This is a genomic window from Streptomyces durocortorensis (genome assembly GCF_016901035.1).
Taxonomy (GTDB): domain Bacteria; phylum Actinomycetota; class Actinomycetes; order Streptomycetales; family Streptomycetaceae; genus Streptomyces; species Streptomyces durocortorensis.
Map to the genome: position 1 here is coordinate 72,678 of NZ_JAFEUF010000002.1, position 13,346 is coordinate 86,023.

Consider the following 13,346-nt stretch of genomic DNA (forward strand, 5'->3'; position numbering starts at 1 on the left):
TGCCGCACGATGTTTCGCGAGCGTGACGAAGAGGGATCGCGTGTTACGGCCGAATGAATCCGGGGTGGCGCGTCCGGTGCGCTGCCTACCATGCAGCGCACGCCGCATACGGTGCGGTTGAAACGCCCGAGGGGCCGTTCCTGGGCCCGGAAAGCACGAAACCGGCCACGGCGACCCTCCGTGTGACCAGGCGATGGGGGAGCCGAGTCGGGGTGTACGGAAGGGGCGCCGCGGCCGGGGCCTCGGGTGCCGGTCAGACCGCTTCGGCGGTCTCCGGCAGCTGTTCGTGGAGCAGCTCGGTGAGCCGGGCGACGTCGGCGACATCGCCGAAGTCCCTGGCTGCGGTGTCGACGGTCTTGCGCAGGCGGGTGTTGACCCGCTCGGAGCGGACCTTCTTGGCGATCTTCAGGGCCTGCCCGGCGAGCACGGTGGACTGCTCCGGCTCGCGCTGGAGGAGATGGACGGTGGCCATGCCGATGAGGTTGAGCGCGTAGGAGCGCTGGTGCTCGTCGTCCTCGCCGAACAGCTCGACGGCCTTCTCCATGACGGGCTCGCTGAGCGAGGCGTAGGTGGGGCTGCGGCCGGCGACATAGGCCAGGTCGCGGTAGGAGTGGGCGTTCTCGCCGTTCAGCTCGGCCTCGGAGAAGAAGCGGATCCAGTCGGGCTCGGGCTCGCCGTCGAGTCCGGCGTCCAGGAAGGTGTCCTCGGCCATCCGGACGGCCCGCTTGCACTTGCTGGGCTGGCCCATGTTGGCGTAGGCGCGGGCCTCCATCGCATACAGCATGGCCTGGGTCCGCGAGGTGGCGCAGTCGCGGCTGCCGTACTGCGCGAGGTGGATCAGCTCCAGGGCGTCGTCGGGGCGGCCCAGGTGGATCATCTGGCGGCTCATGCTGGAGAGGATGTAGCTGCCGAGCGGCTTGTCCCCGGCCTCCTTGGCGGCGTGCAGGGCGAGCACGAAGTATTTCTGGGCGGTGGGCTGGAGGCCGACGTCGTAGCTCATCCAGCCCGCCAGCTCGGCAAGCTCAGCGGCGCAGCGGAAGAGCCGCTGGGCGGTGGGGCCGGGCTGGGGCTCCTGGAGCAGGTCGGTGACCTCGTGCAGCTGTCCGACGACGGCCTTGCGGCGCAGCCCGCCGCCGCACTGGGCGTCCCACTGCCGGAACATCGCAGTGGTCGACTCCAGCAGGTCCAGCTCGGGCCGCGAGAGTTTGGAGGGGCGGTGGTCGGCGGCCGGGGCCTCCGGTTCGCCGGTCCCCTGTACGGGCACGGGCACCAGCCAGCGCTGCATCGGCTCGATGAGCGCGGGCCCCGCGGCCAGCGCCAGCGAGCTGCCGAGGAAGCCGCGCCGGGCGAGCATCAGGTCACTGCGGGAGAACTCGCTGAGCAGGGCGACGGTCTGCGGTCCGGCCCAGGGCAGGTCGACCCCGGCCACCGAGGGTGACTGGTGAGCGGTGCGCAGCCCGAGCTGTTCGACGGCGACGACGGCTCCGAAGCGCTCCGAGAACAGCTCGGAGAGGATGCGGGGAATCGGCTCCCGCGGCTGCTCGCCGTCGAGCCAGCGCCGCACCCGGGAGGTGTCGGTGCTGATGTGGTGGGCGCCCATCTGCCGCGCCCGTCGGTTCACCTGGCGCGCCAGCTCGCCCTTGGACCAGCCACTACGCACGAACCACGACCCCAACTGCCCGTTGGGACGCTTGCCCGCATCCGTGTCGCCTGCGCCGCTGCCACTCACTGGAACGCCCCCATCCCGCTGAAACCTCATCGCGCGAACCATTATCAGAATGCCGTGCATCGGTGCTGTCCGTACGGGAGTTGGACACCCTCGAACAGGAAATCGGGTTGCCTGCGGCATACCCGTGGGTGCACATACTCCCAGGGTTCGTGTACCGACGGTAATCCTACGATCACCCCTCCCGCGAGGGGAATTGAAGAAACGCCACCATTCGCCACCCCTTCGAATGAACCCGACTGCCGCTGCACGCGCTTGACTTGAGGGATCAGGGCCGAGGGCGAGCGGACGGAAGCACTCGGGGGCGCGTACACCGTATTGCACTCCCTTTCGCACTACCGCGCACGCCACTCGATCGAGTTGCAGCGACGGAGGGTTACCCGAGCGACGCGGGTCGTAACCACCGGCGAGCCGGACCCGTTGGAGGGGGCATGGGCTTCACGATCGGCGGCATCCGGGAGATGCGATCCGGTGCGCGGCGACGCCACCGCGGCACCGAGGGCACGGCGGTGGCCGAGTACACAGGACTGTGGGGCTGGGCGGTGACGCCCGGAGCACGGGCCGAGGCCGGCGCCTGCTCGTGCGGCGACCCGGTGTGCCCCTCCCCCGGCGCCCACCCCTTGGGTTTCGCCGGGGAGGTCCCGGCGGGCACCGGCCTGGACCGCGCGGCGGACGCCTGGGCGCAGACGCCGGGCGCCGCGATGCTGCTGCCGGTGGGCCGTTCCTTCGACGTCCTGGACGTCGCGGAGCAGGCCGGGCGGCGGGCGCTGGTGCGGATGGAGCGGATGGGGCTGCCGCTGGGCCCGGTCACGGTGACGCCGACCGGGCGGGCGCAGTTCTTCGTCGCCCCCGGGGCCGCCGCCGAGCTGCCCGAGCTGCTCTACCGGATGGGCTGGGACGACGCGGGCCTCGACCTGCGCGCCCTGGGCCCGGGGACGCACATCACCGCCCCGCCGTCCGACCTCGGCGGCCTCGGCCCGGTCCGCTGGCTGCGGCCCCCGGTGCTGGACACGGCGGCCGCTCCCCCGCAGGCGCGGCTGCTGCTGGGGACATTGGCGTACGTCTGCCACCGCTCGTAGCCCCCTGACCTGCCACCGCTCGTACCCCTGAGCGGAAACGGGGGGGGGGGGGGGGGGGGGGCGGGGGGGCCCCCCCCCCCCCCCCCCCCCCCCCCCCCCCCCCGTACCGGATGCGGGCCGTTTCAGTCGCCGATCAGTGCGTCCACGAAGGCGCCCGGCTCGAACGGGGCAAGGTCGTCCGCCCCTTCACCGAGGCCGATCAGCTTCACCGGTACGCCCAGCTCGCGCTGGACCGCGATGACGATGCCGCCCTTGGCGGTGCCGTCGAGCTTGGTGAGGACGATGCCGGTGATGTCCACGACCTCCGCGAACACCCGGGCCTGGACGAGACCGTTCTGTCCGGTGGTGGCGTCGAGGACGAGCAGGACCTCGTCCAGCGGGCCGTGCTTCTCCACGACGCGCTTGACCTTGCCCAGCTCGTCCATGAGACCGGTCTTGGTGTGCAGTCGGCCCGCGGTGTCGATGAGGACGACGTCCGCGCCCTCGGCGATGCCCTCCTTGACCGCGTCGTAGGCGATCGACGCCGGGTCGCCGCCCTCGGGGCCCCGGACCGTACGGGCTCCGACGCGCTCGCCCCAGGTCTGGAGCTGGTCGGCGGCGGCGGCGCGGAAGGTGTCGGCCGCGCCGAGCACCACACTGCGGCCGTCGGCGACGAGCACCCGGGCCAGCTTGCCGGTGGTGGTGGTCTTGCCGGTGCCGTTGACGCCGACGACCATGACGACGCCGGGGGTCTCCGCCCCACCCTCGGTCTTGACCTCGCGGTCGAAGTCCGGGCCGAGCAGGGTGATCAGCTCCTCACGGAGCAGGGTGCGCAGGTCGTCCGGGGTGCGGGTGCCGAGCACCCGGACGCGCTCGCGGAGCCGCTCGACCAGTTCCTGGGTGGGGGCGACGCCGACATCGGCGGTGAGGAGGGTGTCCTCGATCTCCTCCCAGGTGTCCTCGTCGAGGTTGTCCCGGGAGAGCAGGGTGAGGAGCCCCTTGCCCAGGGAGTTCTGCGAGCGGGCGAGCCGGGCCCGCAGGCGGACGAGCCGGCCGGCGGTGGGCTCGGGGACCTCCAGTGCGGGGGCCTCGGCGACCGGGGCCTCCTCCACGGGCGCGGTGGCGTCCGGGAGGCCGACTTCGTCGATGGTGCGCCGCGCTTCGTCGCGCGGCGCCTCGGCCTCCTCGCCGACCTGCGGTTCGGCGGGAGGGGTGATGGTCGGCGTGGACGGCGGCGGGGGCGGCAGCTGCTTCTTCTTGCGGCTGCCGACCACGAGCCCGCCGACCAGGCCGACAGCGACCAGGGCGATGACTACAGCGAGGATGACGATTTCCATAACCCGTCCAGTATCGGCCACGGCCGCGCCGCGGGCGCGGTCCCGGCTGACCCCCCGGCGATCCGGCCGATCCCTATGCACCTTTTGGCCGCAATACGGACACCGCCCCCTACTCTTCTGATACTTCGTCAGGTACGGTGCGGCCGCCTGCCCTGCCCGCCCGGCGAAGGGACGCCCCTGATGGCCTTCACAGTGGTCCGGTTCAATCTCGTCGAACCCGACGCCACCCCCGTATCGCTCTCGGCCCGCTACCGCACCGCCCTGGAGATGGCGGCGTACGCGGACGAGCACGGTGTCGACACGGTGCAGACCGAGGAGCACCACGGGGTGGCGAACTCCTGGCTGCCCTCCCCGTTCACCTTCGCCGGAGCCGTCCTGGGCGCCACCCGCCGGATCGCGGTGACCGTCTCGGCGATCATCGGGCCGCTGCACGATCCGCTGCGGCTGGCGGAGGACATCGCGGTCCTGGACCTGCTGAGCGCGGGCCGGCTGGTGACGGTCGCGGGCATCGGCTACCGCCCGGAGGAGTACGAACGGGCCGGGGTCGAGTGGGGCCGGCGCGGCAGGCTCCAGGACGAGCTGCTGGAGACGCTGCTGGCGGCGTGGACCGGGGAGCCGTTCCCGTACCGGGGCCGTACGGTACGCGTCACCCCGCGCCCGTACACGCGCCCGCACCCGATGCTGCTGGTCGGCGGCAGCTCACGGGCCGCGGCGCGGCGGGCGGCCCGGCTGGGGCTGCCGCTGTTCCCAAGCGCGCACCTGCCGGAGCTGGAGGCGTACTACCGCGAGCAGTGCGCGGCCCACGGGACGGAGGGTTTCTGCATGATGCCCGCGGCCGAGACGCCGCTGCTGCACGTGTCCGAGGATCCGGACCGTACGTGGGCGGAGTACGGCGAGCACTTCCTGCACGAGGCGCGGACGTACGCCTCCTGGCAGTCCAAGGACATCCGCTCGGCGGTGCGCTCGGCGGCGACGACGGTGGCGGAGCTGCGCGAGGAAGGGGTGTACCGGATCATCACGCCGGACGAGCTGGCGGGTCTGGAGGCGGATTCGCTGGTGCTGCATCCGCTGTGCGGCGGGATGCCGGTGGAGGAGGGGTGGCGGAGTCTGCGGCTGTTCTGCGGGGCCCTGGCCCGGGAAAGGCCGGCGGCCCCGGCTCAAGGGTGAGCCGGGGCCGCCGGTGAAGAGGAGAGGGGCAGCGGGGGGTGGCCCGTCTCCTCCAGCCAGGGGGGGGTCAGCCCATCTCCTCCAGCGTCTTGCCCTTCGTCTCCTTCACGAACTTGAGCACGAAGGGGATCGAGAGCACGGCGAAGCAGGCGTAGATGATGTACGTCCCCGAGAGGTTCCAGTCGGAGAGGCTCGGGAAGCTGGCGGTGATCGCCCAGTTGGCGATCCACTGCGCGAACACGGCGACGCCGAGGGCGGCGGCGCGCAGGCGGTTCGGGAACATCTCGCCCAGGAAGACCCAGACGACGACGCCCCACGACAGCGCGAAGAAGAGCACGAACACATGGGCGGCGATGAGGGCGACGGCGCCCTGGGTCTCGGGCAGCTTGCCGTCGACCAGGTCGGCGGAGAAGGCCCAGGCCTCGACGGCGAGCGCGACCGCCATGCCGATGGAGCCGACGAGGGCGAGCGGCCTGCGGCCGACCCGGTCCACCAGCACCATCGCGATCACCGTGCCGATGATGTTGATGATCGAGGTGGTGAAGGAGTAGAAGAACGAGTCGGTCGGGTCGATGCCGACGGACTGCCACAGCGTCGCCGAGTAGTAGAACGCGACGTTGATGCCCACGAGCTGCTGGAACATCGAGAGGCCGATGCCGACCCAGACGATGGGCAGGAAGAAGAAGCGGTTGCCGAGCAGGTCCTTGAAGGAGGACTTGTGCTCGCTGTGCATGGCGGTCTCGATCTCGGTCACGCGTGCGTCGAGGTCGATCTTGTCGCCCTCGACCTCTTCGAGGATCTTGCGGGCCTCGGCCTTCCGGCCGACCGAGATGAGGAAGCGCGGGGACTCGGGGATGGCGAAGGACAGCAGCCCGTACAGGATGGCCGGGACGACCATCACGCCGAGCATCCACTGCCAGGCCTCCAGGCCGAGAATCTCGCCGCGCTGGTCGCCGTCGGCGATCTGCAGGACGGCGTAGTTGACCAGCTGGGAGATGGCGATGCCGATGACGATCGCGGCCTGCTGGAAGGAGCCGAGCCGGCCGCGGTAGGCGGGCGGGGAGACCTCGGCGATGTAGGCCGGGCCGATCACGGAGGCCATGCCGATGGCGAAGCCGCCGATGATGCGCCACATCGCCAGGTCCCAGAGTGCGAACGGCAGTGCGGAGCCGATCGCGCTGGCCGTGAAGAGCACCGAGGCGATCTGCATGCAGCGGATGCGGCCGATCCGGTCCGCGATCCGGCCGGCGGTGGCGGCGCCGATCGCACAGCCGATCAGCGCGATGGCGATGACCTGGGCGAGCGTTCCGGAGCCGATGTCGTACCGGTCGCGGATCGCCTCGACGGCGCCGTTGATGACGGAGCTGTCGTATCCGAAGAGGAAGCCGCCCATCGCCGCGGCCGCGGTGATGAAGATGACATGGCCGAGGTGGTCCGGGTGGGCCGCCCTCGCCCCGGACTCGGGTCCGTTCGCTGTGCTGCTGGTCACGTGAACTCCTGATGCCTGGCCGGGGGTCAGACGTGGGGTGTGAGCCTTCCCAGTGGCGCACACGATCCGGCCCGCCACCACTTGAAGGCGAAATCAACTTCGCAGAGGGTATGCCTTCAAGAATCGAAGTCAAACAGTGGGTCCTCGCCCGTCTACCCAGGAGTGCGCGACACGTGCCTTGAACTTCTGATGATTCGGTAAAGAGTCAGCGCAGCCGCTGGCTGATGACCTTCGATACCCCGTCGCCCTGCATGGACACCCCGTACAGCGCGTCGGCGACCTCCATCGTCCGCTTCTGGTGCGTGATCACGATCAGCTGGGAGCTCTCCTGGAGCTCCTCCATGATCCGGATCAGCCGCTGGAGGTTGGTGTCGTCGAGCGCGGCCTCGACCTCGTCCATCACGTAGAACGGACTGGGCCGGGCCTTGAAGATCGAGACCAGCAACGCCACCGCCGTCAGGGACCGCTCGCCGCCCGACAGCAGGGAGAGCCGCTTCACCTTCTTGCCCGGCGGGCGGGCCTCGACGTCCACGCCGGTGGTCAGCATGTTGTCCGGGTCGGTGAGGATGAGCCGGCCCTCGCCGCCGGGGAAGAGCCGCGAGAAGACGCCCTCGAACTGCCGGGCGGTGTCGTGGTAGGCCTCGGTGAAGACCTGCTCGACCCGTTCGTCGACCTCCTTGATCACCTGGAGCAGATCGGCCCGGGTCTTCTTCAGGTCTTCAAGCTGCTCGGACAGGAACTTGTGCCGCTCCTCCAGCGCGGAGAACTCCTCCAGCGCGAGCGGATTCACCTTCCCGAGTTGCTGGTACGCCCGTTCGGCCGACCGCAGCCGCTTCTCCTGCTCGGGCCGCCGGTACGGCTTCGGCTGGTTGCGCGGGTCCTCCGGATCCTCCGGCAGCTCCTCGCCCTCGGCAGGCGGCGACGGCGGTACGAGCTGGTCGGGCCCGTACTCGGAGACCAGCCCCGCGGGCTCCACGCCCAGCTCCTCCAGAGCCTTCGTCTCCAGCTGCTCGATCCGCAGCCGCTTCTCGGCCCCCAGCACCTCGCCCCGGTGGACCGAGTCGGTGAGCTTGTCCAGCTCGCCTTTCAGTTCCCGGCCCCGGTCGCGTTCGACGGCCAGCTCACGCTCCCGCTCGCCCTTCGCCGCCTCGGCCGACGTCCGCTCCTCGTCGGCCCGTACGAGGGACACCTCCACGTGCGCCAGCAGCTGACGGGCGCCCGAGGCGACGGCGGAGGCGACCTCGGCCTCGTACCGCAGCCGGGCCCGGCGCTGTTCGGCACGGGCGCGGGCCTCCCGTTCGGTCCGGGCGGCCCGGTCCAGCGAGTCGGCCCGCCCGGCCAGCGCCTTGACCCGCTCCTCGTGCGTACGTGCCTGGAGCCGGGCCTCCATCTCGGTCTGGCGCGCGTTGGCACCGTCAGCGGCGAGCCGGTCCCGCACGGAGGTGTCGGGCTCCTCCTCGGCCGGCGTCTCCTCGGCGACCAGCAGCCGTTCGGCCAGCTCCTCGGCCTCCTCGGTCGCCCGCTCCAGGGCTTCCTGGGCGCGGGCGGCGGAGGCGGTCATCCGCTCTGCCTCGCCCGCCGCGCTCCGGGCCGTCCCGGCGAGCCGCCCGAGCTGCTGGGCGAAGCCGGACCTCTCCCGGTCGGCCGCCCGGCGGCGCTCCCCCAACTCCTCGACGAGCGCGGCCTGCTCCGTGCGCCGCTCCCCCGCCAGGCGCTGGGCCCCGGCCAGCTCCTCGCACCGTACGGCCAGCTCGGCCAGCTCGGCGGCGGCCTCGTCGACGGAGGCCTGGACCTCCAGCAGACTGGGCGCCCCGGCCGACCCGCCGTGCGCGAAGTGGGCGGAGAGTACGTCCCCCTCCCCGGTCACCGCGGTCAGCCCGGGGTGCGCGGCAACCAGTTCCTCGGCCTCCTCCAGCGTCCCGACGACCACCATGTCCGGTACGAGACGGCGTACGGCCCCGAGCAGGGCGGCGGGCCCGCGCACGAGGTCGGCGACGGCGGGCGGGGTGAGGACGGTGGCCTGCTCTGCCGCGCGACCGTGCGGGAGGGGGACGACGGCAGCCGGGCCGACGGGCGAAGACGCGGACACGGAACCGCCGGGGTCGCCGCCCTGTCCGGGCAACACGGCCGGGGCGGGACGAGGAGCCTCTTCCCGTACGGGCACCGGCTCACCGGACCGCTCCCGTACCGGTACCGGCTCACCGGACCGCCCCTGTACGGACACCGGCTCACCGGACTGCTCCGGTACGTGACCGGGCCGCGCCTCCGCGGCGGCCGGGGCGGGCGCGGAGGCCGCGGCCGGCCCGGAGACTGCGGTGGGCCCGGCGGGCGCGGCGGGCGCGGCGGGCGCGGCGGGCGCCGGCTCCCCTCCCAGCAGCACCGCCGCCCGCCCCGCGTCCCGCACGCGGAGCAGCCGGATCGCGTCGGCGGCCGTGGCCGGGTCCGTGACGGCCACGGCGTTCGCCGCCGACCCGAGGGCGGCCGCCACCGGGATCTCGTACCCGGGCTCGACCGTGAGCAGTTCGGCGGCCGGCCCGAGGATGCCGGCGAGCCGGTCCCGGGCCCCGAGCAGCGCCCCCGTACCGTCCTTGCGGCGCAGCCCCAGGGCCAGCGCCTCGTGCCGGGCCGCGACCGCCGCCCGCCTGCGCTCGGCGGCGGTGGCCTCGTCGCGGGCCGTGCTGTGGGCGGCCTGCGCCTCGGCGAGGGCCTGCTTGGCCTCCTCGTGGCGGGCGGTCAGCTCCTCGTCGACCCCGTCCAGCCCTTCGACCTCCGCCTTGAGCTGCTCGTACTCCTCCTGGGCGGCGACCGCGCGCTCCTGCGCCTCGTCGCGGGAGGCTGCCAGCCGGTCGATCTCGGCCTGGGCCGAACCGGCCCGGCTGCGGGCAGCGTTGACCTGGCCGTTCAGCCGGGCGAGCCCTTCGCGCCGGTCGGCGATGGCCCGGGCCGCGTCCTTGAGCCGGCGCTCCTCGACGGCCAGCTCGCGTTCCAGGTCGGCGCGGTGGGCGACGGTGTCCTCCAGCGCGTTCTCGGCCGCTTCCAGGGCCGCCGTCAGCTCCGCCTCCTGCTCGCGGATCCGGGCGGCCTCGCGCTCCAGGTCCTCGGGGTCGCGGCCCCGGCGCTCCTCGCTGGGCGCCTGAGACGCGCTGCGGACCCGGGCGTCGGCCAGGGAGATGGTGCCGCGGACCCGTTCGGCCAGTTGTGACAGCTCGTACCAGGTCTGCTGGGCACGCTGGAGCCGGGGCGCGAGCCGGCGGACCTCGCCCTCCAGCTCGGCCTCGCGGAAGAGGGCCGTCTTCAGCTCGGCCTCGGCCGCGTCCTTGCGCTTCTTCAACTCCGCCTCGTCGGCGATCTCGTCGCGCAGCGCGTCCCGCAGGGTGACCAGGTCGTCCGCGAGGAGCCGGAGCCGGGCATCGCGCAGGTCGGCCTGGATGACGGCGGCCCGGCGGGCGACGGCGGCCTGCCGGCCGAGCGGCTTGAGCTGGCGGCGCAGTTCGTCGGTGAGGTCCTGGACCCGGGCCAGGTTGGCGCCCATCGCGTCCAGCTTCCGCAGCGCCTTCTCTTTCCGCTTGCGGTGCTTGAGCACGCCCGCGGCCTCCTCGATGAAGGCCCGGCGGCCCATCGGGTCGGCGTGCAGGACGGAATCCAACTGCCCCTGCCCGACGATGACGTGCATCTCGCGGCCGATGCCGGAGTCGGAGAGGAGTTCCTGGATGTCGAGCAGCCGACAGGTGTCGCCGTTGAGCTGGTATTCGCTGCCGCCATTGCGGAACATGATCCGAGTGATCGTCACTTCGGCGTACTCGATGGGCAATGCGCCGTCGGAATTGTCGATGGTCAGCGACACTTCCGCGCGGCCGAGCGGTGGCCGCCCGGTCGTCCCGGCGAAGATCACGTCTTCCATCTTGCCGCCGCGCAGGGATTTGGCCCCTTGTTCCCCCATGACCCAGGAGAGCGCGTCCACCACATTGGATTTGCCGGATCCATTCGGTCCGACGACGCAGGTGATCCCCGGTTCGAACCGCAGGGTGGTGGCGGACGCGAACGATTTGAAACCACGCAGGGTCAGGGCCTTGAGGTGCACGCCGCCGGACTCTACCTTTCGCTCTCGGTTTCGCTGATGAAGGTGCAGGGCACATCAGACGGTAAGCGAAGGCCGGTAGGTCCGGGGTGGGGGTCGGGCAAAGAAAAAGGGACGCCGAAGCGTCCCTGTGAATCTTGCCGGCAACTGTGCATCCGGACATCCAGCGTCCGGATGACTCTGTGAATCCAGCTGTCGGTCCCGCGCGGTGCATCGCAGAACGACCGGACAACGGCGTCCCCGGCGATGCGGGAACCCCGGCGTTCGGGGACGGCGATCCGTGACGCAGGACGGATCAGAGATGTTCCGAGGCTACTGAGCGCGCCCGGCCCGACCGGCCCGAGAGGGCCGTGATGGTCAGGTCAGTGCAGGCTCGCCCTGGGGTACGTCGATGTCGATGCTGTCGAGCAGCGACTCCTGGTGCTGGGCGGCGGCGTTGAGCGCGTCGTTCTCGTCCTGGATCCGGGTGAGCTCGGATTCCAGGTCCTGGACGCGCTGCTGGAGCCGTCGCATCTCGGCGAGGAGTCGCGGGTCGGAACCGCCGACGTAACCGAGAAGCGCCTTTGCCATGATGGATGGTCCTCCACAATGAGTGACCGACCGATGCGGTGTGGGTCGTCAGGGGATCGCACCCGCGGTGCTCGGCAGGGCTCTGTCACCACTGCGGTTCTGCTGCTAATCAGCTCTACCGAACAGCTAAGGTGCGCGGGGTTTTCAGCGTCTCACCAAAAAGTTTGACGGTCAACACGATCACACCCTGTGTACCCGGGCGTCCCGGGGTCGCGCGGCCGGACGATCATGCGGCGCGACTCTCCTGCAGGACCCCGAGGGGTGTGCGGATCTTCGTCAATGCCGCAGCCTTGCACGACATCCCGCATCTGGCAACCATCGGCCGCCACCGCGTCCCGTCGCAGGTCATTTCGGGTGCGGGGCCCGAGCGGGCGGTCCCGTGACCGTTCGACGCACCGCGTTCACGGAGCGGATCCGGAGGGGTCGCGCGGGAGGGGGTCAGCGGATGGCGAATCCGTCGTACCCACCGCGCGGGGTGTCCCAGATCTCAGTGACTCCGTCCACGCGCCCGGGTGTGTCGTCGGACCGCAGCCAGTCCAGCAGACGGTGGCAATTGTCACGCCGTCCTTCGGCCACGATCTGCACCCGGCCGTCGTCGAGATTGAGGGCGAACCCGATGAGCCCGCCGATCTCCAAAGCGTTTGCCCTGGTGAACCAGCGGAAGCCTACTTGCTGTACTCGGCCGCGTACCCAGACGACGAGGCGTGCTTCTTCGTTCATGCCCGAACGCTAACCGGCCAATTGCTCTCGAAGCACGTCGCCCCCTTTCGCCCATGGGCTACAGTCCCGTCGCAACAGCCTCACTCGATCGGGTGAGAATCGGACGCGCATCGACGGAAAGTCGATCAAGCGGCATTCGCTCGCTCCGCGTGCGACCGAATTCGATCAACGAGCAATCGAGCAACGGGGCAGTCGAGTGACGTCGCCACGACGTCCGGAGTATCAGGAAGGCACAGCGCATGGGACGCCACCGACGATCCGCCGCAGGCCCCGCCGCTGAAGAACCTGCGGCCGGGGCCGCTTCCCGGCACCGGGGCACGCGCCGCAAGAAGTCCGGCGTGCCGATCCGGACCGGGCTCCTCGGCGTCTCGGCGGCCGTGGCCGTCGGCGCGGTGGCCGTCGCCTCGGGTCTGATCCCCGGCGGCGACACCTACACCTCGGGCAACACCACCGCCGCCGACCAGGTGCGCACGGGCGGCGCGCCGGACCTGCTGACGCAGGGCGGCAGCTCCACCGCGCCGGCCGACCGGTCCTCCTCCCCCACCAGCCGGGGCAGCGAGCGCCCGGAGGCTCCGAGCAAGACTCCGTCGAAGACGCCGTCCAAGACCCCGTCGCCCTCGAAGACCTCCAAGGCGCCGTCGAAGTCGGCCGCGCCCTCCACGTCGAAGAAGCCGGCCGCCCCCCCGTCGAAGAAGTCGAAGGCGCCCACCGCGGCCCCGGAGAAGAGCAGCGCCCCGGCGAGCAGGGCCCCGGCGCCGCCGAACACCTCCGCGGCCCCGCCGCCCAGCAAGAAGCCGAGCCCTTCCCCGACCGACGCCTCCGCACGCAGCGAGGTGCTGGCCCTGGTGAACCAGGAGCGCGCCAAGGTCGGCTGCTCCCCGCTGTCCACCAGCGCCCCGCTGACCTCGCTCGCGCAGAACTTCAGCGAGGACATGGCGGCCCGCGGCTTCTTCGACCACACCGACCCGGACGGCGACACCCCCTGGGACCGTGCCGCGCAGGCCGGCGTGCAGGGGCTCGGCGCGGAGAACATCGCCCGCGGCCAGGCGGACGCCCAGGCCGTGATGGAGGCCTGGATGAACAGCGAAGGCCACCGCGAGAACATTCTCAACTGCGACTACAAGACCATCGGCATCGGCGTCCACGAGGGCTCCGGCGGCCCGTGGTGGGTCCAGAACTTCGGCTTCTGACCGGCCCCCGC

The 13,346-nt window shown here is 71.6% G+C and carries 9 protein-coding genes; 3 read left to right on the plus strand and 6 right to left on the minus strand.

Annotated features, from left to right (window positions below):
- Positions 1 to 253: 253 nt before the first annotated feature.
- Entirely contained in the window at positions 254 to 1,729 is a 1,476-nt protein-coding gene (nsdA, locus tag JS521_RS00940) for a transcriptional repressor NsdA (RefSeq protein WP_205080795.1), read from the minus strand.
- Between the two features lie 428 nt (positions 1,730 to 2,157).
- Between nsdA and JS521_RS00945 the strand changes: the two genes are divergently transcribed.
- On the plus strand, positions 2,158 to 2,805 hold the full coding sequence (locus JS521_RS00945) for a bifunctional DNA primase/polymerase (protein WP_205080796.1): 648 nt from the start codon (positions 2,158 to 2,160) through the stop codon (positions 2,803 to 2,805).
- Positions 2,806 to 2,927: 122 nt separating this feature from the next.
- Here the strand turns inward: JS521_RS00945 and ftsY are convergent, their stop codons facing one another.
- Positions 2,928 to 4,121 (minus strand): signal recognition particle-docking protein FtsY, encoded by a 1,194-nt coding sequence (ftsY, locus tag JS521_RS00950; RefSeq protein ID WP_205080797.1) that lies wholly within the window; start codon positions 4,119 to 4,121, stop codon positions 2,928 to 2,930.
- Between the two features lie 180 nt (positions 4,122 to 4,301).
- Here ftsY and JS521_RS00955 point away from each other — a divergent pair, with 180 nt between their 5' ends.
- On the plus strand, positions 4,302 to 5,288 hold the full coding sequence (locus JS521_RS00955) for an LLM class flavin-dependent oxidoreductase (RefSeq protein ID WP_205080798.1): 987 nt from the start codon (positions 4,302 to 4,304) through the stop codon (positions 5,286 to 5,288).
- A 67-nt stretch (positions 5,289 to 5,355) separates the two neighbouring features.
- Here JS521_RS00955 and JS521_RS00960 read toward each other — a convergent pair whose 3' ends face one another.
- The 4 genes from JS521_RS00960 to JS521_RS00975 all read right to left on the minus strand — a co-directional run bounded on the left by JS521_RS00960 (position 5,356) and on the right by JS521_RS00975 (position 12,145).
- A complete protein-coding gene (locus tag JS521_RS00960; protein WP_205080799.1) occupies positions 5,356 to 6,777 on the minus strand; it encodes a sugar porter family MFS transporter in 1,422 nt (473 codons plus the stop codon).
- Between the two features lie 205 nt (positions 6,778 to 6,982).
- A complete protein-coding gene (locus JS521_RS00965) occupies positions 6,983 to 10,858 on the minus strand; it encodes an SMC hinge domain-related protein (RefSeq protein ID WP_205080800.1) in 3,876 nt (1,291 codons plus the stop codon).
- A 354-nt stretch (positions 10,859 to 11,212) separates the two neighbouring features.
- Positions 11,213 to 11,425 carry a hypothetical protein gene (locus tag JS521_RS00970; RefSeq protein WP_006127885.1) on the minus strand — a complete coding sequence of 71 codons (213 nt, stop codon included), beginning with the start codon at positions 11,423 to 11,425 and terminating at the stop codon, positions 11,213 to 11,215.
- A 438-nt stretch (positions 11,426 to 11,863) separates the two neighbouring features.
- The gene (locus tag JS521_RS00975) at positions 11,864 to 12,145 is read right to left on the minus strand and encodes an acylphosphatase (RefSeq protein ID WP_205080801.1); all 282 of its coding nucleotides are present in this window, start codon (positions 12,143 to 12,145) and stop codon (positions 11,864 to 11,866) included.
- A gap of 239 nt (positions 12,146 to 12,384) precedes the next feature.
- On the opposite strand from JS521_RS00975, the gene JS521_RS00980 reads away from it, so the two are divergent.
- Complete coding sequence (locus tag JS521_RS00980) at positions 12,385 to 13,335, plus strand: CAP domain-containing protein (protein ID WP_205080802.1); 951 nt, start codon at positions 12,385 to 12,387, stop codon at positions 13,333 to 13,335.
- The last annotated feature ends 11 nt before the right edge of the window (positions 13,336 to 13,346 follow it).